Source organism: Parvularcula sp. LCG005, from assembly GCF_032930845.1.
Lineage (GTDB): Bacteria > Pseudomonadota > Alphaproteobacteria > Caulobacterales > Parvularculaceae > Parvularcula.
Genome location: NZ_CP136758.1, coordinates 1,878,891 through 1,903,459, shown reverse-complemented (window position 1 = coordinate 1,903,459; position 24,569 = coordinate 1,878,891). Strand labels below are relative to the sequence as shown.

Below are 24,569 nucleotides of genomic sequence, written 5' to 3'. Positions count from 1 at the left end.
GCGCGTGCCGTGCTGTTGAAAAGAAGCCGTTTTCTGCAGCGCAAGCTTCGATAAGGTGGCATTGTGAGCCAGCCATTCGTCCATCTTCATCTGCATTCGGCCTTTTCTCTCGCAGAGGGGGCGATCCATATCGGCCATCTGGTCAAGCTGTGTCAGCAGTCGGGCATGCCAGCCCTTGCGGTGACGGATACAAACAATCTCTTCGGGGCCCTCGAAGCGTCAGAAGTGCTCAGTGGTCAGGGGATCCAGCCGATCACCGGGATTGAGCTGTCGATCAAGATCGATCTGCCGGAGATTGAACTGAGTGAGGGACGGCCCCCTAGCGTGGTGCTCCTTGCCCAGTCGGAGGAGGGGTACAAGAGCCTGATGGCCGTGGGGTCGGAGGCGTATCTGAACCCGGCCGACGGGCTTGAGGTCGGGGTCAGCCTGACATCTCTGATGGCCCAGTCTGCAGGTCTGATCTGCCTGACCGGTGGGCCACAGGGACCTGTCGACCGGCTGATCGAGGCAGGCGAGGGGGATGCGGCCCTGACCGTGCTTAAGGCGCTGAAAGACGCTTTTGCCGACAGACTCTATATCGAGCTTCAGCGTCACCCTGAGAGTGAAAAGACAGATCGGGATGGCCGCTACCCGGCGGAGCCTGGGCTTGTGGGCATGGCCATTGCCGAAGACCTGCCAGTCGTTGCCGCGAATAATGTCTACTTCAACGGCCGCGGCGATCACAGCGCCCATGATGCGCTCCTGTGTATTGCCGACGGGGCCTATATCAGCCAGTCGGACCGACGCCAGGTCAGTGACGGTCATTACTTCCGGTCGGCTGAGGAGATGGTAGCGCTGTTTGCGGACCTGCCCGAAGCCATTGATGCGACGGTGGAGATTGCCCAGCGCTGTGCCTTCCGTCCACGTACCTTTCCGCCCATCCTGCCCAGTTTTGCCGGCGACCTTGAAGGGGAGAAGGCGGCTTTGCGCGCAGAGGCCGAAGAGGGGCTGCGCAACCGGCTCGCCAGCATCCCCTTGGCGCAGCCCGAACAGGCCTATTGGGACCGGCTCGAAAAGGAGTTGGGGATCATCAACCGGATGGGATTTCCGGGATACTTTCTGATCGTTTCGGACTTCATCAAATGGGCCAAGAACCACGATATTCCCGTGGGGCCGGGGCGGGGCTCGGGTGCGGGCTCGCTCGTGGCCTATGCGCTGACGATTACCGACCTTGATCCTTTGCGGTTCAACCTGCTGTTCGAACGCTTCCTCAACCCAGAGCGGGTGTCCATGCCCGACTTCGACGTCGATTTCTGCCAGGACCGGCGGGACGAGGTCATCGGCTATGTGCAGGACCGCTATGGGTTCGACCGCGTGGCCCAGATCATTACCTTCGGTAAGCTGCAGGCGCGGGCCGTATTGCGGGATGTTGGCCGTGTACTGCAGATGCCCTTCGGGCAGGTGGATCGCCTCTGCAAGATGGTGCCCAACAATCCGGCGAACCCTGTCACACTGGCCGAAGCGATCGAGGTCGAACCTCAGTTCAAGGACGAACGCAAACGCGACAGCGCGGTCGACAGCCTGCTTGTCACGGCGTTGAAGCTTGAGGGGCTTTATCGTCATGCGTCGACCCATGCGGCCGGCGTCGTGATCGGGGATCGGCCGCTGCACGAGCTTGTTCCCCTCTATCGGGATCCGCGCTCGCCCATGCCGGTGACCCAGTTCAACATGAAGTGGGTGGAGCCCGCAGGTCTCGTCAAATTTGACTTTCTGGGGCTGAAGACCCTCACGGTGATCAAGCGGGCCATCGACTATCTGAAGGGGGCTGGTGTTGAGCTCGACATCGATGCGATCCCGCTTGATGACAAGGCCACCTATGAGATGCTTGGCCGCGGCGATGCGGTTGGCGTGTTTCAGCTTGAAAGTTCGGGCATGCGCGCAACCCTCCGTGGGCTGAATGCTGACTGTCTTGAAGATATTATCGCTCTCGTCTCGCTCTACCGTCCCGGTCCGATGGATAACATCCCAACCTATATCGACCGGAAGGCGGGGCTGGAGGAGCCGGACTACCTCCACCCGCTGCTCGAAGATGTGCTGAAGGAAACCTACGGCGTCATCATCTATCAGGAGCAGGTGATGCAGATTGCCCAGATCCTGTCAGGCTATTCGCTGGGCGAAGCTGACCTTCTTCGCCGCGCGATGGGCAAGAAGAAAAAAGAGGAGATGGACAAGCAGAAGAAGCGGTTTGTCGAAGGGGCGGCGGCGAACGAGGTCGATCCAGCCAAGGCGGACAGCATCTTTGAACTCGTGGCCAAGTTTGCCGGCTATGGTTTCAACAAATCTCACGCGGCGGCCTATGCGTGGATCAGTTATCAGACAGCGTTTCTGAAAGCGAACCATCCCGCCGCCTTCATCGCTGCGTCGATGTCCCTTGATATGGCGCTGACGGACAAGATGGCCCTGTTCGCCAGCGAGGCTCGGCGGTGCGGCGTTATCCTCAAACCGCCATCGGTGAACGAATCCGACGCCGATTTTGCCGTCCGGGATGATGCCATTCTCTATGCCATGGGCGCGCTGAAAAATGTCGGTGTCGAGGCCATGCAGGAAGTCGTGAAGGCCCGAACGGCCGGGGGCGTCTTCGAGGATATTTTTGATTTCTGCGAGCGGGTTGATGTGCGCAAGATCGGCCGGCGTGGCTTTGAGCAACTGGCAAAAGCCGGGGCCTTCGACTGCCTGACGAAAAATCGTGCGCAGGTTTTTCAGCATGCTGATTTCTTCCTGCGTTACTCAGTTGCCGTACAGGCGGAAAAGGCCAGCGACCAAGGCGGCCTGTTCGGTGAACAGTCAGGACCGGGACTGGCCCGCCCCGACGTGCCTGATGTCGAGCCATGGTCGTCGCTGGACCAGCTTGAGCGTGAGGCCGAGGCCCTTGGCTTTTACCTGACCGGCCACCCCCTGGACGACTACCGGGATGCGTTGACCGAACGCGGTGTCATCTCGGTCGCGCAGGCGATGGAGCAGGCGAAAGACAGCCGGATCGTGGTACAGTTGGCGGGCATTGTGCGCGACGTTTCGCGGCGGCGATCCAAGTCCGGCAAGCCGTTTGCTTGGCTGACCCTGTCAGACCAGACGGGTGATTTCGAAATCACGATTTTCTCGGAACTTCTGGAACACGCCAAGGATATGCTTGAGCCCGGCCAGCGATTGCATCTGACGGTGACGGCGGAAGACCAAGGCGGCGGTATCAGACTGACGGGTGAGGGGATCCGTCGCCTCGACGATCTGCGCCCGATCGAGCGGGATGATTGCGTCCGGATCGTGCTGGAAACGCCGGACGCGCTGCCGTCCATCAAGCGGCGGCTGGAGGCATTGCCGCCCGCCAATGGCGGGCCGCCGGGCACGGTCGTCCTGATTCTGCCGACCCAGGATACCGGATATGAGGTTGAACTCGCCATGCCGGCCAGTTGCGCGATCAGCGCGGCAGTCAAAGGCAGTTTGAAAACCGTTGAAGGCGTGGCCGCGGTTGAGTTGACGCGGTCATCATTGGCCCTGGACCGATCTGCCGCTAAATAAGGAAAAACCAGATTTTGCCGAGGTCCGTTGTCATGCCGAAACTGCCACTCTTATCCGTAATTGCGATCTCATTCGGTCTTGTCGCCTGCGGCAATCAGGATGACGGGAGTGCCTTTCCAGAGGGAAGCCGCGAGACACCGAGCGCTTCGGCCGCACCCGCGGAAGAGGCGCCGCAGACCATCGTGGATGTCGTCGCGGCAAATGACCAGTTTTCAACGCTTGAGGATCTGGTGGCAATTGCCGGGCTTCAGGACGATCTGCGCGGTGCATCTTCCGTAACCCTGTTTGCGCCGAGCAACGCGGCTTTTGCAGCCTTGCCTGAAGGTGCTCTTGATGTGCTGCGCCGGCCGGAAAACCGCGAGGAACTGGCGGCCTTGCTGAAATACCATGTTGTTTCGGGCCAGTTTGACAGTGAGGCGCTGGGCAGTGGGGGGCAAACCCTCACCACCCTGGCGGGCATGCCGCTCCAGTCCGGTGTGACCGGCGAAGTGGTGACCATCGCCGATGCGGTTGTCATCAGCCCTGACATTGCGGCGGACAACGGAATCATCCATGTGATCGATGCGGTTCTGCTGCCACCTGTACAGGAATAGGCAGCCGGTAGGATTTGATGATGGCTTGACATTTGATGCCATGCGGCTATGGCATCTGTGTCTCCCAAACATTACGTCTCCCGCATCAACGGCCCAAGCCGATCAAGAGACGCTGTCTTTGAAACACTAAGGAATACCGGATGCCGAAGTCCAAACATCGCAAGAAAACAGGTCGGACCGGCACGGGCGACGCGATCGCCATGTCGTCGGCGTCTGCGGGCGACACCCCGAACCGCGAGAAGACCGAAAAGACCAAGAAGGCGTCGGTTGGGCCGATCCAGTTCCTGCGGCAGGTCCGCGACGAAAGTCAGAAAATCACCTGGACAACGCGCAGCGAGACCATGGTCTCGACGATCATGGTTCTGATCATGGTGGCGCTGGCCAGTGTCTTCTTCCTGATCGTCGATCAGGTGCTGCGCTTCATCGTGCCGCTCATTCTCAATATCAACGCCTAACCAAGAGCGAACTGATCCATGGAAGCCAAATGGTATATCGTCCACGCCTACTCGAACTTCGAGAAGAAGGTTGCGGATGCGATCCGGCAGTCAGCTGAGGATAAGGGGCTCGGCCATCTGTTCGAGGACATTCTTGTTCCGACCGAGGAAAAAGTTGAAGTGCGCCGCGGCCGCAAGGTCAATGTCGAGCATGTCAGCTTCCCCGGCTATGTGCTCGTGAAGATGGTGATGAATGACAACGCCTTCCACGTCATCAATTCAACACCCAAAGTCACAGGATTTCTTGGGTCTGGCAAAAAGCCGCTGCCGGTGAGCCAGAAGGAAATCGACCGGATCATGGGCGCAATGGAAGAAGCCGCCGCCGCGCCAGCCAAGCCGAAGATCCTTTACGATATCGGCGAGACGGTGAAGGTGATCGACGGCCCATTTGCCTCGTTCTCTGGTGTTGTCGAGGATATTGACGAGGACAATGCGCGCCTCAAAGTGTCCGTTTCGATTTTCGGCCGCGCCACGCCGGTCGAGCTGGAATATGGTCAGGTCGACAAACAGGCATGACGTCGTGATGGTTCGAGGGCCGGTTCGCGCCGGTCTTTGAGGCCCACTGTTCTGCACGCTGCACAAAAAAGGCCCGCTCGATTGAGCGGGCCTTTTGCATTTCTGAAGAGGGGGCGCTTACGCGGCCACTTCCTCGGCTGGATCCCGCAGCACATAGCCGCGACCCCAGACGGTCTCGATATAGTGTTCGCCCTCGGTTGCTGCAGCGAGTTTCTTGCGCAGCTTACAGATGAACACGTCAATGATTTTCAGTTCCGGCTCGTCCATACCACCATAGAGATGGTTCAGGAACATCTCCTTGGTCAGGGTCGTGCCCTTGCGGAGCGAAAGCAGCTCCAGCATCTGATACTCTTTACCCGTCAGATGAACGCGCTGACCGGCAACTTCGACGGTTTTCGCATCGAGGTTAACAATAAGCGAACCCGTGGTGATGACAGACTGGCTGTGACCCTTCGACCGGCGCACAATGGCGTGGATCCGGGCGACCAGTTCGTCCTTGTGGAACGGCTTGGTCATGTAGTCATCAGCGCCAAAGCCCAGACCGCGAACCTTGTTCTCGGTATCGCCGAGACCGGTGAGGATCAGGATTGGTGTGTTGACCTTCGCTACACGGAGCTGTTTCAGGACGTCAAAGCCCGTCATGTCCGGCAGGTTAAGGTCAAGAAGAATTATGTCGTAATCGTACAATTTTCCGAGGTCGACCCCTTCTTCACCAAGATCTGTGGTGTAGCAGTTGAACCCGTCCGACTTCAGCATCAGCTCGATGCTTTGTGCCGTTGCACCATCATCTTCAATCAACAGAACGCGCAAGGCTCAGGCCCTCCTCAATTCATCCGTTCCTGGTCCGCGCCGCGTGCGCCGACCAATCGCCCCCGAACCATACCGAGAATTTACTTTAGTAATGATTAACGCCAGTAACGAACGCAGGGCGCCGGGTCCAACCCTTGCAGGACTCTTCACAAAGATTAACGCCGCTTCGATTGTATTTTCAAGGAAAAAGGGCTGCGAATTTACTTTTGGCGTATGCGTCATTGTTAATGAAAAAGACCGGAAAAAGCAGTGTGCCAAGTTCGCCATTAACGCGCTAAGGCGCTCTGCACACCTATTCGACACATAGTTTAAGGAGGTAGAAAATGCCCTCATTCGATATCGTTTCCGAAGTCGACCTCTCTGAAGTTGAAAACGCCTGTGCCAACGTGATGCGAGAAATTGGTACGAGGTATGATTTCAAGGGATCTTCATCCGAGGTGACCGCCGATGGCGCTGTCATTTCCATCAAGGCTGACGACGACATGAAGCTCAACCAGGTGCACGAGGTCCTGCGCGGCCATCTGCAGCGCCGCGGGATTGAGCCGGGTCAGCTGGACATGGGGAAAGTCGAACAGGCGGCCGGACAGTCCGTTCGCCAGACGGTGAAAGTCATCGAAGGCATCGATACTGAAATGGCGAAGAAAATCGTCAAGGAGATCAAGGCCGCCAAGCTCAAGGTTCAGGCTTCGATTCAGGGCGATAGTGTCCGGGTGACAGGCAAGAAGCGCGATGACCTGCAGGAGGCCATTGCGCTCGTCAAATCAATGAAACTTGATCAGCCTACCCAGTACAAAAACTTCCGGGACTGATTATTTCTTGCGGAAACGGTCGAGGCTGACCACGTCAGCCGATCCGCCCGACGGTCCGCGATCGTCCGGACCGTCATCATCCGGCCCATCGTCCTTGGCGGCGTCCTTCCGATGCGAACCGAAGCTCCGCACTTCGGCGGAATGAGCGGACGGATCTGTTGCGGCGGCGTCTTCCACTGATGGATGACTGTCGTCGATCGGGAACTGTAGAGCGAAGTTCACTGACGGATCGGCGAACTGGGACACCGCCTCGTAAGGGATGATTAGCGGGGCCGGCACACGATTGAAATGCAGTGTCACACCAAAATGATCGGGCTCCACGAAGAGCGCTTCGAACTGGTGCTGCAGAACGATGGTCATGCGTTCGGGATATTGCTCGCGCAGGTGTCCCGGGATCTGAACTCCCGGCGCGTGAGTCATAAATTCAATATAGAAATGGTGGTCGCCAGGAGGGGCGCCCAATTCGCGGGTCAGCGAGAGGACATCCCGGACCACGCCGCGGAGGGCATTCTGGGCAAGGTACGCATAATCGAGTTCAGCATCATCATTTGACATAAGTTTGTCCTACTGTGCGCCGCGTTCAGGGTCCAGCGCGTCAATTTTTCCGGCAATCAGTGTCGCCAGACTGGCAAATTCGGGCAGGGGCGCCGGGGCTGTGCGCCCGATGGGGACGGCCCATGCGGGGTTCAGGGGCAGCGTTGCGATAACGGGCAGGTCCGCCTGGTCTGCAACGGCCGTCGCCAGGCTGTCGCCAAAGGGGCGGGAGCCGTCGGGCAGGGTGGCCATGTTTTCGACCAGTCCGAGAATGGGGATGTTCATCTTCCGGAACAGCGCTGCGCCGCGCACCACATCCGCCAGCGACATCGGATTGGGCAGCGACACGAGAACAGTGCCGTCAATAATGGTTCGTTGCAGTAGAGTCAGGTGCGCGTCGCCCGTGCCCGGAGGCGTGTCGATGATGAGCCAGTCCAGTGGCCCCCATTGAACTTCGGTCAGCAACTGTTTCGCCGCACCCATGACCATCGGCCCGCGCCAGGCGAGAGACTTTTCCTCGCCAACCAGAAAACCGATCGACATGAGTTCGAGGCCCGCAGCCTTGATTGGCAGGAGTTTTCCGTCCTCGACCTCTGGTGTTTCATCGCCAATGCCAAAGAGCACGGGCAGCGATGGGCCGTAAATGTCGAGATCAAGAATGCCGACGCGTTGCCCCTGAGCGGACAGCGCCAGCGCCAGTCGCGCGGCGACCGTGCTCTTGCCAACACCGCCCTTGCCACTGGCGACGGCCAGGACCCGAGCGACGCCGTCGGGCCGTTGGCGTTCGGGGCGAGCCGGCTTGAAGGAGGGGGGAGGCGTATCGCCGCGGCGGGGCAGGTGCAGGGGATTGTCGTGCCCGCCGGCTGCAGACGGCGGCGGGGCGGGCGCAGTTTTCGCGCCATGGCCGGTCTGCACCAATGTGACCCCGGCCAGACCTTCAACAGCGTTCAGGCGGCTTTCCAGATTTACCGCTTTGTCGCTTGTTATCACACAATTTTCCGCAAGGACGATCGTCGCGCGCAAGCGATCTTCAGTCACGCGGAAAGACAGGCTCGCCCCGCCGTCCACGCCCGCCTCGCGCAGAACCCCGCGTAGCCGACGCTCGGCCATCCCTTTTTGCGCAGCATCTTTCATTCGATCGAACATTCGGAGCGTTTTATCTTTCTTTGCGGGGGCTTTTGTTGCGTCTGGGCTCGTCATTCACATATATCACGGACATATGTCACGCTTTCGCCGGATCCACAGGCTCTTTTTGTGTCTTTAAACAAAACTGGCGATAAGCTGAGAGAAACGCGACCAAAAGGAATACCATTTACACATGCCATGGACCGATAGACCCGGCGGGTCAGGAAATAACGGCGGGCAAGGCCCCTGGGGCCAACCCGGCGGCGGCCCGAATGACAATCGTAATAATGGCGGGCGACGTCCCGGCGATCGAAATTCTCCCGACCTTGAAGAGCTTTTGAAATCCGGTCGGGATCGTTTTCGTCGCGGCGGCAATGGCGGCGCCGGTGGCGGCGGTGCCAGCGAATTCAAAATGCCCAGCGGCCCTATTCTCGGCCTGATCGGCATTGTTGTTGTCGTCCTCTATCTGGCATCCGGCATTTATCAGGTGTCGCCGGGTGCGCGCGGTATCGTGACCACTTTCGGCGCCTATTCCAGTCTCACTGGTCCGGGTCTGAAGTGGCATGCGCCATGGCCGATCCAGGACGTGGTGGTTGTACCGGTGGATCAGGACCAGACGGTCACCATCGGTCGTGGTGCCGGCGGCAAGACCTCCATGCTGACCTCTGACCTCAACATCGTCGATGTTGAGATGACGGTGAACTACAAGGTCAAGAACGATGCTGTCATTCAGGATGGTGAGCTGCCGAACGCGGCGAAGTTCGTCTTTAACGTCGAAGGCCCTGAAAATCTGGTCCGCTCCGCCACTGAATCAGCCTTGCGGCAGGTAGTGGGCGAAAGCGAGTTTGGCCCGATCATTTCGGCGAACCGTTCCTCAGTGAACGAGAAAACCGAAGAGATCCTGCAGGAGATTCTAGACAGCTATGATAGCGGGATCGAGATCATCCGGGTGAACTTCGGTCAGGCTGATCCGCCACCAAAGGTCATTCCAGCCCAGAGCGATGTGATCGACGCACGCTCCGAAGCTGAGCGGGTGGTCAACGAGTCAACACAGTATGCCAACTCCATCGTGCCCCGTGCACGGGGTGAGGCGCGGCAGACGGAACTTACCGCGCAAGGCTATGGCCAGCGTGTCGTGCGTGAAGCGCGTGGTGCGGCCAGCCGGTTCAAGGACGTCTATGAACAATATCTTCAGGCCCCTGAAGTGACCCGTCGGCGGATGTATCTGGAATCCATGGAAGAGGTCCTCAACAAGATGAACAAGGTCTTCATCGATGAGAATACCAGCGGTGCCGTGCCGTACCTCAACCTGAATGAAATCAACCGGGCCAACCGCACCGACAACACAGCCGGAGGCCAGTAACCATGAACCCCTTTATGCGATTTATTGCCATCGTTGTGGTGGGCGGCGCGCTGATCTTTGCGGGCTCCATCTTTTTCACCGTGAAACAATGGCAGCAGGCCATTGTGCTCGAATTTGGTGCCCCGAAGGGTGGTGCCATCAATGAGCCAGGCAGCGATGAGGCTGGCCTGCAGATGAAACTGCCATGGCAGAATGTCATCTATCTGGATGCGCGGAACCTCGATTTCGATCTGCCAAGCTCGCTTGAGATCGTTGTCGCGAACGAGGAACGACTGCTGGTGGACGCGTTTGTCCGTTATCAGATCACCGATCCGCTCCTTTATTACCAAAGCCTCGGTGCCGCCTCTTCGAATGCAAATGAAATTCGGGCCCAGTTCAACAATCGCCTGACAAACATTCTCAGTGAGGCGATGCGGGGACAGTTGGGGTCGAAGACCATCCGGCTGATCATCAATGAACAGCGGGCGCAGATCATGGCGGCCATCAAAGCTGACGTGACTGAGGAAGCCCGCAAGCTGGGCGTTACGATCATCGATGTGCGCATCCGTCAGGCGGACTTCCCAGATGCCAATGCTGACAACGTCTATCGCCGCATGGTGTCAGACTATAATCAGCAGGCCGAGCGTATTCGTGCCGAAGGGCAACGCCGCGCACAGGAGATCCGGGCTGAAGCTGACAAGGAAGTGGTCCGCATTCTGGCCGTGGCCGAAGAACGCTCGCAGATCATACGCGGTCGGGCCGATGCCATCCGCAACTGCATCTTCGCCAATGCCTATCAGGGTGTGCCTGCAAGGATCGCTGACACCCCGCCAAGCGACGCACCGATTGCCGATGCGGGCGAAAACGGAACCAGTCTCACTGACGCACAGATTGCCGCTATCCTTGGCGTGACCTGTCAGTCGACGTCGACTGGGCCGGTGCGTGATGCATCGCGGCAGGAGTTCTTTGACTTCTATCGCTCGCTTGAAGCCTATCAGACCGCTCTGAAGACCGGCGACACGATGGTTCTGTCTCCGAACTCGGAGTTCTTCCGCTATTTCAACGGAGAAGGGGGGGCTCGCTAAGCTTGGCGGGTGACCTTCCCACAGTGAGACAGTTAGGCTAGCCTCCAACAGATATTGCAATCTGTTGGGGGACCGCCCGATGCGTCATCTGTTGGCTGGACTATTTGCGACCGCTTCGGTTTTCGCTTTTGCACCGGAGGCCGTGTCACGCGGCGCACCCGACAGCTTTGCGGAGCTGGTTGAAGACGTCATGCCGGCCGTCGTAAACATATCGACCGGTCAGAAAGTCATCGGCTTCAAGCCGGGCGATTCGAGTGGCGATGCCGTCTCTCTTGGATCCGGCTTTATCGTCAGCACGAGCGGCATTGTGGTGACCAACAACCACGTCATCGACAATGCCGACACCATCACCGTCACCCTCGAGGGTGGTGAGGAATTTCCTGCCATCCTGAAAGCGGTTGATCGGGAAACGGATCTCGCTGTGCTGGAAATCCAGGCCGACGGTCGAAAATTCCCCGCGGTAAAATTCGGCAACAGCGATTCGTCGCGCGTCGGCGACTGGGTCGTCGCTATCGGCCAGCCATTTGGTCTGGGTGGCTCCGTCTCTGCAGGGATCGTGTCGGCACGGAACCGCAATATCGAGAGCGGTCTTTATGACGATTACATCCAGACCGACGCGGCCATCAATCGCGGGAACTCAGGCGGGCCACTGTTCAACATGAGCGGTGAAGTGATCGGCGTGAACACGGTCATCTATTCCCAGACCGGGGGCTCGGTGGGGGTTGGTTTTGCGGTACCGGGCAATCTGGCCAGCCGTGTCGTTTCGCAACTGATAGAGTTTGGTCAGACCCAGCGCGGATATCTTGGTGTCCTGCTGGAAGATGTGACGACGGAAACGCAAACGCGCCTCTCGCTCGATTCGATGAACGGCGCCTTGGTCGCCGGGTTGCCTACGATGGGGGGACCCGCCCAGATTGCCGGCATCGCGCCAGACGATGTCATCATCAAATTCGACGGGAAGACAGTGAAGGAGCGTCGGGACCTGACGCGCTACGTCGCGGACACCCCGGTCGGGGCAACGGTTCCTGTGGTGCTGGTGCGGGACGGCAAGAAAATCACCGTTCGCGTGACGATCGCACGGCGCGAGACCATGACCGCCATGTCGACGGGCACGGTGGAAACCGCTGGCCTGACGCTTCAGACACCGACGGATGATGTGAAGGCGATGTATGGCCTGCCGGACCAGACCGATGGTGTGATCATCACCCATGTCGATGTGCGCACGGATGCTTCCCAAAGCCTGCAACCGGGAGACGTCATTCTGGAAATTGGCTGGGACAAGGCCGTTGATGCGGAAGATGTCGAAGATCATCTGAATCGCCTGCGCGCCGCGCGCTCAGGGCCCGTCCAGATTCTCGTGCAGCGTGGCGACAAGCTGTTTTACGCGCACATTAATCCGTAGGCACGCGTTCCCGCAGATACGCTTCGACCTCGGGCGGGATGGCGCGCGCAAACGCCTGCGCTGACTGGCGCAGGTGATGCGGCCGGGTGGTGGTGGTCACCACCGTGTCGATCGCGCTGTTCAATCGGACAAACGCAAAGGCGAGATCGACCGGAGACCACCCCTCCAGATCGCTCAGCCACTTTGCATCGCGGCTTTCTCGCAAGTCATCACGGTTTCGAAGAATGGCGCGAGCGAGGTACCAAACATCTTGCAGTGTCCGCGGGAAAAAAAGTGATTTCTGCCATAACCCTTGAGCGAGTGGTGCTATCGCGGTGATCGATTTGTTGCCCTGCCGCGCTGCAGAAAAAATGTCTTCGTGCTCAGTTGAAAGCACGTTGTAGCGACCCATGATCACATCAACGCCATCGGTCAGTGCAGCATCGCGCAGGGGCAGTCCATCGCTGCACACACCTATAGCCTTAATTCTGCCTTGAGATTTCTGATCTAATAAGAGGGGAATTGAGGAGGAGAGTTCATGTTTATTGGGTCCATGCATATAGACGATGTCGAGCGTATCCGTACCAAGTCGACGGCGGCTCAACGCCAGACTGTCTTCAATGGCGCTGCTCGAGAAATCCCGCACGGTTCGGTTCTGCCCGTCGATACGCTTGCCGATTTTAGTGCTGATGGTCACATCTTCCTGACGCAGCCCAGCATGGGCAAGCGCGTCGCGAAGCGTGCGCCCTAAACGCTCTTCGGCCAGACCGCCGGCGTAAAATCCGGCAGTGTCGAAATGGCGGATGCCAACGTCAAGTGCCGTTGCGATCAACGCAGCGGCCTTTTTTTCACTGAACCACGAGCTTCCCCAGGGGCCGGACGCGCCAAATCCAAGGCGCATGCCGTTAGCCGCGGGCGACGGTTTCAAGCGCGAGCGCGTGCAGCTCGCTGTCCATCTTCCCCTTCAGGGCCTGATACACCAGTTGATGCTGCTTGACCCGGTTCAGGCCGTTAAAGGCGGCTGACACGATCCGTGCCTTGTAGTGATCATTGTCGCCGGCGAGGTCGGTTATTTCGATCTCGGCATCCGGAAAACCGGCGACCAGAAGGCTTTTCAAATCGTCTTGAGCGATCGGCATAATGTCGTGCTCCTTTTTCATTGCAAACAGGTCGGAGAGAGGCCGGCGGTGAAGTTCGGCCAGATCAAAGAGGGACAGCCGATCCCGTCCATCCAAAATGATGTCTTCGCCGCCGAAAACGCCCAGACGCGATGCCTGAACGCCAGCCATTGCGCATTTCAGCACGATCCGATCCGCCTCTGATGACGGGACGCTGATGACGTATCGACCCTGGTCCTCACCAAACCAGAAGGCGGCTCGGCGATCTTTCACCGGTGTGTGCAGCGCCAGTCCCTGACCGCTGGACAGGGCCATTTCGGCAATGGCCACCAGAAGGCCCCCATCGGCGACGTCGTGCACGGCCGTTACCGGCGCCTCAGTGACCAGCTTGAGAACGAATTCGCCGGTCAGACGCTCCGCCTTCAGATCAACTGGCGGCGGCGCCCCTTCCATGATTCCAAAATTGTCACGCAGATAAAGCGACTGTCCCAGCCAGCCGCGCGTGACGCCAAGGGCGATGATGGCATCGCCTTCCTGCGCCGTGTTCATGCGGACTGTGCTCGCGACATCGTCGATCAGACCGACGGCACCAATGGCAGGGGTTGGCAGGATCCCTTCACCGTTCGTTTCGTTGTAGAGTGACACGTTGCCCGAGACGACGGGCATGTCGAGCGCTTCACAGGCTTCCGACATGCCCTGCAGACAGCCCACGAACTGGGTCATGATCTCGGGCTTTTGCGGGTTGCCGAAATTCAGGCAGTTGGTGATGGCGAGGGGCCGCGCACCGGTCGCACACAGGTTGCGATAGCTTTCGGCGACGGCCTGCTTGCCGCCCTCGACGGGATGGGCATGGCAATAGCGCGGCGTCACGTCGGTCGTGATGGCCAGACCTTTTTTCGTTCCGTGTACACGGACAACACCAGCATCTGAGCCCGGAGCAACAATCGTGTCGCCCATGACCGTGTGGTCATATTGCGACCAGATCCATTCGCGGGAACACAGGTCGGCGCTGCTCATCATGCGGCCGAGGGTGGATAGCATCGTCGACCCGGCCGGGCTGTCGGCGAGGGACACCTTTTCGCTGTGCAGCTCATGGCTCGCGGCAGCGATCATCGGCGTCGTGGCCAGATTGTCAGCGGCGGAGATGACAGCTGAAAAGCAGTCTTCGGCCGCGTCGGCGACGCTGCGCAGGTGGATTGTCACACTATGCGGCGCGAAAGAAACTCCGGCAGCGGCAATAGTGCTCTGTCCACTGACCGTCTCGGCCAGCAGCGATTCGGTGATGTCTTCGAGACTGCCTTCACCCTTTTCCAGGGTGACCCGGCATTCCTGCACCGTGACGAGCGGATCATCGATGACGGCTACATCCGCCACAGCATGGTGGGCGCGGTCATAATTTGGTGCCTCATCCGCCAAAGGACCGACGGGCAGGTCCGCCTCGACGGCGCCTTTGTGACGGATGACGAGCTTACCCGTGTCGGTCGTCTGACCGATCACCGCAAAGTCCACGCCCCATTTGTCAAAGATCGACCGCGCAAAGTCTTCCTTGCCGGGCTTTAGCACCATGAGCATCCGCTCCTGGCTTTCAGACAGCATCATTTCATAGGCCGTCATGCCATCCTCGCGCTGGGGGACGAGGTCGAGATCGAGATCAAACCCCCCCGCACCGGCAGCGATGCCGCCAGCTGCCATTTCAACAGAGGACGAGGTGAGCCCGGCAGCGCCCATATCCTGAATGGCGAGGATCGCGTCTTCAGCCATCAGTTCAAGACAGGCTTCCAGCAGCAGCTTTTCCATGAAGGGGTCGCCCACCTGGACCGTCGGGCGTTTCTCTTCAGACTCATCGTCGAACTCAGCCGATGCCATTGTCGCGCCGTGAATCCCGTCGCGGCCCGTTTTTGCGCCCACATAGACGACCGGGTTCCCGGCACCCTTGGCCGCGGAGAGGAAGATCTTGTCCTGATCAGCCAAGCCGACGCACATGGCGTTGACGAGGATGTTGCCATTGTACCGGCTGTCGAAATTGGTCTCACCGCCAATCGTCGGCACGCCCATACAGTTGCCATAGCCGCCAATACCCGCGACGACACCGGACAGCAGGTGCTTGGTCTTTGGATGATCGATCGCACCAAAACGCAGGGCGTTCATCATCGCAACAGGCCGCGCGCCCATCGTGAAGACGTCGCGCATGATACCGCCGACGCCCGTCGCTGCGCCCTGATAGGGTTCAATGAACGAAGGGTGGTTGTGGCTCTCCATCTTGAAGATGACGGCCTGATTGTCGCCAATGTCGACCACGCCAGCATTTTCACCAGGTCCGTGGATGACCTGCGGCCCCTTGGTCGGCAATTTGGCCAGATGACGGCGTGAGGATTTGTAGGAGCAGTGCTCTGACCACATCACCGAAAAAATGCCCAGTTCGAGCAGATTGGGGGATCGACCCAGATGCGTTTCGATCTGGCTGTATTCTTCGGGGGTCAGGCCGTGTTCGGCGACGATTTCAGGTGCGATGGTCATGGCCCGCGATGTGCCCGCGTTAGCAGCGCGAGGCAAGAGGATGTGGCCCAGCAGAGCCGCATATTATCGGGTGTGGCGCGTTCATCTCGTGGCAGAAACACCGTCTATCGCGTGGGACAAAGTGTCTCGCCATTTTCAGACGACGATTTCCGGCCGTCTCGCCATCGCGTTCTGGTCGGCAAACAGCTCGCGGCGGTATGGTCGCGCGAGCGGGTGGCGGGCCATGCCAAGTCCAGTAACATTTCTTCGGGCAGTCAAAGGCGGCTGTAATTGCCGTCTGGCCAGATCGCAGGGCAAAGATCGACCCGGCGGTCGTTGCAACAGAGGCGTTACCAGTCGAGCAGGCGTCGATCAGGATACCGCTTCAATCAGCCCGCGGAAGAACTTCGCGCCGTCCTCACCACCGAGGAGGGGGGAAATGACCCGCTCTGGGTGGGGCATCATACCCAGCACATTGCCCTGATCATTCAGTACACCGGCAATGTTGCGTGCGGAACCATTGACCGATTCCACATACCGGAACGCGACGCGGCCTTCGCCTTCGAGGCGGTCCAGCGTGTCCTCGTCGGCCGTGTAGTTGCCATCATGGTGTGCCACGGGGAAGCGCACGAAATCACCTTGGGAAAAGCTCCTGGTGAAAGGACTGTCCGTGTTTTCCACGCGCAGTGTCCGTGTGCCGCAGACAAAATCGAGGCCCGCATTGCGCAACAGCGCGCCGGGCAGAAGGCCCGCTTCAGTTAGAATCTGGAAGCCATTACAGATGCCGAGGGTCGGTACGCCCGCCTGCGCCCGCTCAATGACCGCAGCCATGATGGGGGAACGCGCCGCCATGGCGCCTGAACGCAGATAGTCACCATAGGAGAATCCGCCGGGCACGACGATCAGATCGGCGTCGGGCAGTTCGGTCTGGGCATGCCACACCATGTGCGGTTCGGTTCCCGAAATTTCTTTCAGGGCGACCTGCGCATCACGATCGCAGTTGGAGGCGGGGAAAACGATGACAGCGGCTTTCATGCCTGCCCTCTACGACGGGCCGGGCGCTGGCGCAATCTGTTCGATGGCTTTGACGCTGACGCAAAGGCGATTTGCGCCAGCGGCGGCTTATTCAGCGGGGAATGCCCGCTAAATCTTCGTTGAATGCAGGGCCGTGGGCCACGCGAGAGGATACTATCATGACTAAAGTTGCCATCGTTTATCACTCCGGCTTCGGCCATACGAAACTGCAGGCGGAAGCCGTCGAACAGGGCGCAGCGTCCGTCGATGGTGTTGAAACCTTGCTCGTCCCAGCCGAGGACGCGGCAGGCAATCTCGATCAGTTCGCGGATGCTGATGCGATCATCTTTGGCGCGCCGACCTATATGGGCTCCGCCTCTGCCGGGATGAAAACATTCATGGATGCGACGTCCAAGGTCTGGTTCAGCCAGGGCTGGAAAGACAAGATCGCCGGCGGTTTCACCAACTCCCATTCGCTCTCCGGTGACAAGGTCAACACCCTGTTTCAATTCGTCGTTCTGGCGGCGCAACACGGCATGATCTGGGTCGGTCAGGGCGAGCCTAATGGCAGCGATGAGGCTGGCCAGGCGGGGCACCCAGACGCCGTCAACCGCATCGGCGGTTATCTTGGCGCCATGGCGCAGTCAGAGAACGCGCCAGCTGAAGAGGGCAACCCACCGGCAGGCGATATCAAGACAGCGTTTCATTACGGCGCGCGTATCGCCAAAATTGCCAAACGCTTTGGTGCCGCACACTGACGAGGTAGGGTGGATTTTTCGCTGAATTAAGAGAAACTTAGCCAAGGTGGCCCATAGCTCCAAAAGTAGCTTTTGGTGCCAGAATGACGACGTCCCTCGCAGCCTTCACCCTGTTCCAGAAAACGGCGGCGCCGATCCGGATCGACGTCGCCGCTCGCACCGATGACACCGCTATCCAGGCGGAGGTCGACTATTGGCGGGATAATATTGGCGCGATCAAGAATGTCGACGCGTTTGTCGAAGACAGCCGCCTGTTCCGGTTTGCCAAAACCGCGTTCGGTTTTGCGGCCAATGAAAATCCCGATAGCGTCCTTGCGCTTGCGTTGGAGGGCGGCTCGACCTCGGCCAGTTCTTTTGCGAACCGCAGTGTGGATTACCGCATTGAGGATATGGTCCGGAATTTTGCCTTTGCCGAATTCAAGACAACCAAGCTGAGCGATCCTGCCTTTGTGGAAAGCGTCGTTCGCCGATACATCAACAAATCGGCTGCGGCTGACGCCCCGACGTCGACCATTCCTACACGGACGGACACCCAGGCGACCTATTTCCTGCAAAATATCGGTCGCGTCGAATCAGCTGCCGATCTGGTCAACGATATCGGCCTTTATAATTTCACCATGACCGCCTTTGGCCTCAAGGATCGCGCCCGCGATACGGCGCTGATCCAGGGCGTTCTGGATGGCGGGACGGGCGACGCGACAGATCTCGCCAACACGCTGCAGGATCCGGCACTCTACGATCTGGCGGCGGCGTTTGGCTTTGATAATGGGACGGACCGCATCCAAGATCCGCGTTTTGCCAATTCTGTGGTGGAGCGGTTCAAGCGCGCTGAGGGCCTGACGACCTCGACGGCCAGCGCCGATGAGAGCAAGGCGTCCGCAGAATTCCGATCAATGATCTCCAAGGTCGGCAGCGTCGATGACCTCGTGGATAATTTCAAGCTCTACAACTACGTGATGACCGCGTTTGACCTAGGCGGCGAGACGAACAAGACCGGCCTCGTTCGCAAGGTGCTGAATGACGGCGTCCTTGATCAAGATGCGCTGGCAAACAAGCTGTCCGACCCACGCTATGCAGACATGGCCCGGACGCTGGGCATTGAGGAATTTGGCCTGCGGAACCTCCGCGACCCGGCCGTGATCGACATGATTGTGCAGCGTTTTGAGCGCGTCAGCCGCGAAAATGAGGCTGGCGAAGAAAATGGCGCGGTAGAAATCGCCGCCTATTTCCAGCGCAAAGCGCCGACCATCAACAGTTGGCTTGAAGTGGCTGCAGACACCCGTCTTCTCAACATGGCGCTGACGGCGTTGGATCTGCCGGCTGCGATTGGCGCGCTGGACCTCGACCGGATGATCAAGACGCTGGAAGACCGGATGGATATTGCCGACCTGCAGGATCCGGCGAAACTCGAGAATTTCGTCAATCGCTATCTGATCAATTCGGACACGGGCGGCGCGACGAGCGCAGGCTATTCCGACACCAGTATGGCGCTGAGCATCCTGACCGCCAGCAACGCGACGACGTCTGGCAATCTTTACAGTCTCGTCGGTTCGCTCTGACGGACTGACCTCGACCTCAATGGTAAATACAAAAACGCCCCGCGATCACTCGACGGGGCGTTTTGATTTGTCGTCCATCATCCCTTCGGCAGCACCACTCCTGCGGGGAGGGGCGCCAGGGGCAGGGCAGGATCTTACTTGATCTTACCTTCTTTGAACTCAACATGCTTCTTGGCCACAGGGTCGTACTTACGAACGACCATTTTCTCGGTCATTGTACGGCTGTTTTTCTTGGTGACGTAGAAGTAGCCCGTCCCGGCAGTCGAGTTCAGGCGGATTTTGATCGTGGTCGGCTTGGCCATGGTCGGTCCCGGTGTCTGGGGTTAAATGCAAGGCGCGGAAACTAGCGATTGCGGGCTGCATGTCAATTGCTTTTCCGCCGTTTTACGGAATAGCCGCCCGCCGTCTGCAAACCAGCAGAACGACATAGCTGACGAGGGCGATCAGCAGCAGCGTGTTGAGGCCATCCGGTCCAGCAAGGTCCCGGACGATCCCGGCACTGACCGGCCCCACTATGGCGCCGACCCCATACATGAACACATAGGCGGTGTTCGCCGCAGCCCGGCGCGATTCGTCATAGGCCTGGCCAACAATGGTCAGCCCCACTGTGTATAACCCGCCAATCAGACCGCCCCAGATGAACAGCACGGCGTAGAGGGTCATTACCCTTTCATCGATGAGGACGAACGCAAGAGCTCCAAGGGTGGCGCCAACGGCGCAGACCATCATCATCGGTCGTTGGCCGACCGTGTCGGTCAGATGACCGATCGCATATTGCAGGGCCAGAATGCCCATTCCATAGACCGAGATGGCCCTGGCGCCGACCTCCGGTGACCACGCCTTGTCGATCGCCAGAACCGGCAGGAAGATCAGCACCGCCGCTTCAAGCCCGGCAAACATGGCGGCCGCTGAGAAGGTCGCGGGCGCTCGCCGGATGAGACGGAAAAAGCCCTGCGCCTCATCGGGTGGATCAGCTTTTGGCGCGGGGACAAAGATGAGCGGCAGAGCCGCCAGACTGAAGACGGCCATGCCCGCCAGAAACGGTGCAATCCCGCTATAGCCGAACAGGTCGATCAGCCATGGGCCAAGCGCGAACCCGGCGGCCAGTGATGTGCCATAGATCCCGAGGATCCGACCGCGCAAATGATCCGGCGCCAGCGTGTTGATCCACATCTCCGACGCCACGAACAAGCCCGCACCCGCCAGGCCGAACACAAAGCGCAGTGGATACCACCAGTTGTAGGCGCCACCGGTGAGATAGATCGCAAAATAGGTCGCCACCATCAGGCCGATGCAGCCGTACAGGAAGTTGCGCAGGCCGAACCGGTAGATCAGCTTGGGAAAGAACGGGGTCACGATCACCGCGCCGACGGCGTTGGCGCCGGTATTCAGGCCAATCTCCCAGTCGGCTGCGCCGTAGGTCTTCAAGAGAATAGAAAAGAGGGGAAGCGAATGCCCGAATGCTGCTGCCGCGACCGAGATGGCGGCGATCGAGGCGATCAGGCCTCCCCAATCGAGCGACGCCCGATCCGTCCTCGTGGTCACTCGCGTAACAGGTCTTCGGGATCGTCTCCGTCCTCACCAAAGCCGTGCATACGGTTGGCCCATTGCAGGCCAATCATGCCGCCTTTGGACATCGGCAGAAGGAGCAGCGTCATGGAAATCGCAAGACCAAGCCACAGGAAAAGCTGGAACTCGAGCGATGGATCAAAATGGCGTTTCAGCTCAACGATCGGCACGGCCAACAGGTGCCCGACAATGACCATCGTAATGTAGGGCGGGGCATCGTCCGCGGCGTGACCCGAAAACGACTGGCCACATTCACTGCAGTGATCGTGAACCGAGAGATAGTTGAAGAGCAGGCGACCTTCACCGCAATGCGGACAGCGGTTTTTAATGCCGCGCCAGATGGCTGGCCAGACGGGCCGGGACTCGCCTTCATCGACAGCAGGGTGGGGTAGGGTTTGTTCAGTCATGAGCCCCATTTGGCGGATAGATCATGAAGAGACAATGACGCTGGCATAGTGACGCATCGGCGCACCCGATTGCCGGCTGAGTGGTGGTGTCTAATTCCACTCAATGATCAGACACTGCCTGCGTTTATTGAGGGGCCCGCTATTGGCCACTCTGGTTTTTCTGCCGGGCTGCGTCAGCGGCGCGCCCGTCGGACCCGTCGATCCGGCCTTGAGACCGGAAAACATGTTTGCTGGACACCATGTCGGACAGGGTGTGCTGACTTTTCGGGATGGCGAAATCGACCGCCGGTTTACCGTCTACAGTACCGGAGCGGGCACGCCTGATGGGCGGTTTGAGATCGTTCAGGATATTCATTACGCAGATGGTGAACATGAAAAACGGCGGTGGTCATTCACGCCAAGTTCAGAGCGTACGATAACGGCAAAACTCAGCAATGCCGGAGGCGCTGTTCAATTGACGGTACATCAAGATCGTCTCAGCCTGACCTATCCTGTGAAGGATCTTCCGTTCGGGCGGGTACACCAAACCCTTTATATTGCTGACACAGGCACCATTATCAATGAAGGCCATGTCACAGTTCTGGGATATACCGTGCGCCGCCTGCATGAGCAGATTGTAGCGGTGCATACTGACTAAAAAAAGCCCCCGGCAGATCGTGCCGGGGGCTGTTCTGATATTAGGAGGACTGTTTGAGCGTGACGTTTGTCACATTGCCATCCCTGGCCACGGTGATCATTTGCGGCTCGTATTCTTCTGACTGGGCAGCGCCGGTATCAGCGGTCCCCCAGGCTTCTGTAGGGCCGCGGTCGTCAACGGTGATTTCGCCATTGCCATCGCGGTCCTGGAAGACCGAAACCAGATAAGTGCCGGGGCGGACGTTATCGAGTTTCAGTTCCACCTCATCGCCATCAGCTTGCGCCTCGACGGTATAGGGCGTTGCCATATCGTCATTGCTCATGGTTGCCGAATTCTGATTGTACATGTCTTCAGCGCCAGACTGCGGTTCGAGCGTTGCGACGAGCATGCCGCCATCTTCCTCAACGCCGGACACGTTCAACGTCACGCTGGCGACGTCCTGCTGCATGTCGTCAGACAGGGATGCGGTGTCCATGCCCGCACGCTGGCGGTTAGCCGCGTTTTCTGACTGATCGAAAGCAGCACCTGTGCGTGCTGTTTCGTTTGTTGCCATCCGGCTCTGGCCCATCGTTGGCGACGTTGCGGCGGTATCGCCATATTGATCGTCCTCAACGGCCATTTCATCCGCGCTTACTGGCGAATTTTGTGCCGTTTCAGTTGCGTCATAGGCGTCGTTTTGGGCAGTGGTTTGTGTACTGTCGTCAGAGCAGGCAGCTGCACCCAACAGAAGAGCGGCAGCAGCAGCGGTACCGAGATACTTGTTCATGATGAACTCCTTTCATTCCATGCCAACCTAATGGTTAAGAATGAAAGGCGTTCCGCGTGCCCCAAAATGGCCACACGCGTTACGCGGAATTCACGATCAGCCGACGAATGATTTCTCGACGACAAACTGGGCTGGTTGGGCGTTGGAGCCCTCCGTCATGCCGGCATCGATACAGCGCTGCTTGGTATCTTGGATCATTTCCATCGAACCACAGATCATCACGCGGTCAGTTTCCGGGTTCAGCTTGGGCACGCCCAGATGCTCGAACAGGCCGCCATTGTCGATCAGCGCCGTGATGCGTCCCTTCAGCGGATGCTCTTCGCGAGTACAGGAAGAGACATAGCGCAGTTTGGACGGTGCTTCTTCGCCGACAAGAGGGTCGTCCGGCAGGCTGGCGACAATATCCATGGAATATTGCAGCTCAGCACACTGACGGCAGGTGTGGGTCACGATGACCTCGTCGAATTTTTCATAGGTCTCGGGTTCCCGCACGAGGCTCGCGAAGGGGGCAAAACCGGTGCCGGTCGAGAACATGTAGAGCCGCTTGCCGGGGGTCAGGGCGTCAAGCACCAGTGTGCCGGTCGGCTTCTTGCCGATCAGAAGCTCATCGCCCGGTTGGATCTTCTGCAGCTTGGAGGTGAGGGGGCCATCCTCCACCTTGATCGAGAAAAACTCGAGCTCTTCATCCCAGGATGGGCTGGCGATGGAGTAAGCGCGCAAAATCGGCTTGGCTTCACCTGCAAGGCCAATCATCACGAACTCGCCCGACCGAAACCGAAGCGACTGGGGCCGTGTGGTGCGGAACCGGAACAGCCGGTCCGTGTAGTGATCGACCGAAATGACCTTTTCTGTCGTGAAAGCAGACATGCGTATTTCCTGTTGGCGGGCCGCGCGGATCGCGCGCTATTGAGCGTTGAAAGCGGGTTATGGATAGGGTGCCTGTCGCGATCAACCCGTTCAGCGCTCAAAGGCTGGTGAGAATAGCTTCAAGGCCAGTTCGCCGCAGCTTGGCGGCGTTATTGGTCGAGGAGCGATATAAGGATCGCTGTCTGCTGGGTGAATGCATCGGTGCCGGGGGCTATCAGTTCAACGTGGCCTTCTCCGGCAATCTCCACATAGCGGGCCTCGCCGCCACTGGCATTGATGGCTTCGGTCAGCGCGATCCCCAGTTCAGGCGGCGCGATTCGGTCCCGCTCGCCGTTCACACTGACGATCGTCGCCGGCGGCGGCAGGAAGGTCGCCGGCGAGGTATCACTGAAAACGTCGGGGCGCTCAGGCGTCGCTGGGCCGGTCAGGCTGTCCATGACGTCTGCAAGGCAGCTTGGCAGCGTGACGGGGGCTGAAGCTTCGAGATCCACGAGCCCGCCGGAATTCAGCACAGCCCCGATTGGCAACGGATCGGCGGACCATAACGGACTTGTCTGCGGCAGGCGCGAGCGGGAGGCGGCCCAGACGGCCAGATGGCCACCGGCAGAATGGCCAATGGCCATGACGCTAGATGTGTCGAGTGACCATTCTGCTGGTGCATCCCGGACGGCGTCTACGGCTGCCGCGACGTCTTCATAGGTGCCAGTATAGCCGCCGCCATCCTCGTCCACACCGCGATATTCAATGTTCCAGACGGCGAAGCCGGCCTGGCGCAGATCTTCGGCTGCGTAGTTCATCAAGGTGCGGTCGGCGATCGCTTTCTGCCAGCAGCCCCCGTGGATCATCACGACAAGCCGGTGAGGGCCGTCGCCCTCAGGCAGCCAGACGTCAATGACGCCGTGGTCGCCCTCGGCATAGCGTAGCGTTTCGGTTGGCTGCGGCAGGGGGCGGGAGGTCAGGTCCCCCCAGCTCATCAGAGGCGTAGTGGCTGATGCCGACGCTGCCTCAGGCGGCGCGACCGATGTCGGCGGTGGTGCGCTGGTACAGGCCCACAGGCCAAAAAGAGGCAGAAGCACAAAGGCACGCATGAACATCATCCCGTATTGTTGTCTCAAGCCTATCGCGCCGCGCCGCCTG

The 24,569-nt window shown here is 59.1% G+C and carries 23 protein-coding genes; 11 read left to right on the top strand and 12 right to left on the bottom strand.

Going from position 1 to position 24,569, the window contains the following annotated elements; genetic code table 11:
- Positions 1-63: 63 nt before the first annotated feature.
- The 4 genes from dnaE to nusG all read left to right on the top strand — a co-directional run bounded on the left by dnaE (position 64) and on the right by nusG (position 5,155).
- Positions 64-3,552 carry a DNA polymerase III subunit alpha gene (gene dnaE / locus RUI03_RS08995; protein ID WP_317287124.1) on the top strand — a complete coding sequence of 1,163 codons (3,489 nt, stop codon included), beginning with the start codon at positions 64-66 and terminating at the stop codon, positions 3,550-3,552.
- Positions 3,553-3,584: 32 nt separating this feature from the next.
- Positions 3,585-4,145, top strand: a complete 561-nt coding sequence (locus RUI03_RS08990; RefSeq protein WP_317287123.1) for a fasciclin domain-containing protein — start codon at positions 3,585-3,587, stop codon at positions 4,143-4,145.
- A gap of 140 nt (positions 4,146-4,285) precedes the next feature.
- Positions 4,286-4,600 (top strand): preprotein translocase subunit SecE, encoded by a 315-nt coding sequence (gene secE / locus RUI03_RS08985; RefSeq protein ID WP_317287122.1) that lies wholly within the window; start codon positions 4,286-4,288, stop codon positions 4,598-4,600.
- 18 nt (positions 4,601-4,618) lie between these two features.
- Positions 4,619-5,155, top strand: coding sequence for a transcription termination/antitermination protein NusG (gene nusG, locus RUI03_RS08980; RefSeq protein ID WP_317287121.1), 537 nt, complete (start codon positions 4,619-4,621; stop codon positions 5,153-5,155).
- A gap of 117 nt (positions 5,156-5,272) precedes the next feature.
- Here nusG and ctrA read toward each other — a convergent pair whose 3' ends face one another.
- Entirely contained in the window at positions 5,273-5,965 is a 693-nt protein-coding gene (ctrA, locus tag RUI03_RS08975) for a response regulator transcription factor CtrA (RefSeq protein ID WP_317287120.1), read from the bottom strand.
- 323 nt (positions 5,966-6,288) lie between these two features.
- On the opposite strand from ctrA, the gene RUI03_RS08970 reads away from it, so the two are divergent.
- The gene (locus RUI03_RS08970; RefSeq protein WP_317287119.1) at positions 6,289-6,774 is read left to right on the top strand and encodes a YajQ family cyclic di-GMP-binding protein; all 486 of its coding nucleotides are present in this window, start codon (positions 6,289-6,291) and stop codon (positions 6,772-6,774) included.
- On the opposite strand, the gene RUI03_RS08965 is transcribed toward RUI03_RS08970, so the two are convergent.
- Together RUI03_RS08965 and RUI03_RS08960 are read right to left on the bottom strand one after the other, a co-directional pair.
- A complete protein-coding gene (locus tag RUI03_RS08965) occupies positions 6,775-7,329 on the bottom strand; it encodes an SspB family protein (RefSeq protein ID WP_317287118.1) in 555 nt (184 codons plus the stop codon). It abuts the gene before it with no gap.
- 9 nt (positions 7,330-7,338) lie between these two features.
- Positions 7,339-8,454, bottom strand: coding sequence for a P-loop NTPase (locus tag RUI03_RS08960; protein WP_317287117.1), 1,116 nt, complete (start codon positions 8,452-8,454; stop codon positions 7,339-7,341).
- 172 nt (positions 8,455-8,626) lie between these two features.
- On the opposite strand from RUI03_RS08960, the gene hflK reads away from it, so the two are divergent.
- The 3 genes from hflK to RUI03_RS08945 all read left to right on the top strand — a co-directional run bounded on the left by hflK (position 8,627) and on the right by RUI03_RS08945 (position 12,262).
- Complete coding sequence (gene hflK / locus RUI03_RS08955; RefSeq protein WP_317287116.1) at positions 8,627-9,796, top strand: FtsH protease activity modulator HflK; 1,170 nt, start codon at positions 8,627-8,629, stop codon at positions 9,794-9,796.
- A gap of 2 nt (positions 9,797-9,798) precedes the next feature.
- Positions 9,799-10,860 carry a protease modulator HflC gene (locus tag RUI03_RS08950; RefSeq protein ID WP_317287115.1) on the top strand — a complete coding sequence of 354 codons (1,062 nt, stop codon included), beginning with the start codon at positions 9,799-9,801 and terminating at the stop codon, positions 10,858-10,860.
- Between the two features lie 79 nt (positions 10,861-10,939).
- Positions 10,940-12,262 carry a trypsin-like peptidase domain-containing protein gene (locus tag RUI03_RS08945; RefSeq protein ID WP_317287114.1) on the top strand — a complete coding sequence of 441 codons (1,323 nt, stop codon included), beginning with the start codon at positions 10,940-10,942 and terminating at the stop codon, positions 12,260-12,262.
- Here RUI03_RS08945 and RUI03_RS08940 read toward each other — a convergent pair.
- From RUI03_RS08940 to purQ, 3 genes are all read right to left on the bottom strand, one after another.
- Positions 12,252-13,142, bottom strand: a complete 891-nt coding sequence (locus RUI03_RS08940) for an aldo/keto reductase (RefSeq protein ID WP_317287113.1) — start codon at positions 13,140-13,142, stop codon at positions 12,252-12,254. The two genes, RUI03_RS08945 and RUI03_RS08940, sit on opposite strands and share 11 nt — an antisense overlap.
- 4 nt (positions 13,143-13,146) lie before the next feature.
- A complete protein-coding gene (purL, locus tag RUI03_RS08935) occupies positions 13,147-15,876 on the bottom strand; it encodes a phosphoribosylformylglycinamidine synthase subunit PurL (protein WP_317287112.1) in 2,730 nt (909 codons plus the stop codon).
- Positions 15,877-16,227: 351 nt separating this feature from the next.
- Positions 16,228-16,890: a phosphoribosylformylglycinamidine synthase subunit PurQ gene (purQ, locus tag RUI03_RS08930; protein ID WP_317287111.1), complete on the bottom strand. Its 663-nt coding sequence runs from the start codon at positions 16,888-16,890 to the stop codon at positions 16,228-16,230.
- A 158-nt stretch (positions 16,891-17,048) separates the two neighbouring features.
- Here purQ and RUI03_RS08925 point away from each other — a divergent pair, with 158 nt between their 5' ends.
- Positions 17,049-17,627: a flavodoxin family protein gene (locus RUI03_RS08925; RefSeq protein ID WP_317287110.1), complete on the top strand. Its 579-nt coding sequence runs from the start codon at positions 17,049-17,051 to the stop codon at positions 17,625-17,627.
- Positions 17,628-17,710: 83 nt separating this feature from the next.
- The gene (locus tag RUI03_RS08920; RefSeq protein WP_317287109.1) at positions 17,711-19,186 is read left to right on the top strand and encodes a DUF1217 domain-containing protein; all 1,476 of its coding nucleotides are present in this window, start codon (positions 17,711-17,713) and stop codon (positions 19,184-19,186) included.
- A 134-nt stretch (positions 19,187-19,320) separates the two neighbouring features.
- Here the strand turns inward: RUI03_RS08920 and rpmG are convergent, their stop codons facing one another.
- From rpmG to RUI03_RS08905, 3 genes are all read right to left on the bottom strand, one after another.
- Positions 19,321-19,488, bottom strand: coding sequence for a 50S ribosomal protein L33 (gene rpmG, locus RUI03_RS08915; RefSeq protein ID WP_317287108.1), 168 nt, complete (start codon positions 19,486-19,488; stop codon positions 19,321-19,323).
- A gap of 82 nt (positions 19,489-19,570) precedes the next feature.
- Positions 19,571-20,731, bottom strand: a complete 1,161-nt coding sequence (locus tag RUI03_RS08910; RefSeq protein ID WP_317287107.1) for an MFS transporter — start codon at positions 20,729-20,731, stop codon at positions 19,571-19,573.
- Positions 20,728-21,162, bottom strand: coding sequence for a DUF983 domain-containing protein (locus RUI03_RS08905; protein WP_317287106.1), 435 nt, complete (start codon positions 21,160-21,162; stop codon positions 20,728-20,730). The genes RUI03_RS08910 and RUI03_RS08905 overlap by 4 nt, the downstream gene beginning before the upstream one ends.
- A gap of 142 nt (positions 21,163-21,304) precedes the next feature.
- On the opposite strand from RUI03_RS08905, the gene RUI03_RS08900 reads away from it, so the two are divergent.
- Positions 21,305-21,799: a DUF3833 family protein gene (locus tag RUI03_RS08900; RefSeq protein ID WP_317287105.1), complete on the top strand. Its 495-nt coding sequence runs from the start codon at positions 21,305-21,307 to the stop codon at positions 21,797-21,799.
- Positions 21,800-21,839: 40 nt separating this feature from the next.
- Here RUI03_RS08900 and RUI03_RS08895 read toward each other — a convergent pair whose 3' ends face one another.
- The 3 genes from RUI03_RS08895 to RUI03_RS08885 all read right to left on the bottom strand — a co-directional run bounded on the left by RUI03_RS08895 (position 21,840) and on the right by RUI03_RS08885 (position 24,520).
- Complete coding sequence (locus RUI03_RS08895; protein WP_317287104.1) at positions 21,840-22,565, bottom strand: DUF2141 domain-containing protein; 726 nt, start codon at positions 22,563-22,565, stop codon at positions 21,840-21,842.
- A 96-nt stretch (positions 22,566-22,661) separates the two neighbouring features.
- Entirely contained in the window at positions 22,662-23,432 is a 771-nt protein-coding gene (locus RUI03_RS08890; RefSeq protein ID WP_317287103.1) for a ferredoxin--NADP reductase, read from the bottom strand.
- 149 nt (positions 23,433-23,581) lie between these two features.
- Positions 23,582-24,520 (bottom strand): alpha/beta hydrolase, encoded by a 939-nt coding sequence (locus RUI03_RS08885; RefSeq protein ID WP_317287102.1) that lies wholly within the window; start codon positions 24,518-24,520, stop codon positions 23,582-23,584.
- Between the last annotated feature and the right edge of the window lie 49 nt (positions 24,521-24,569).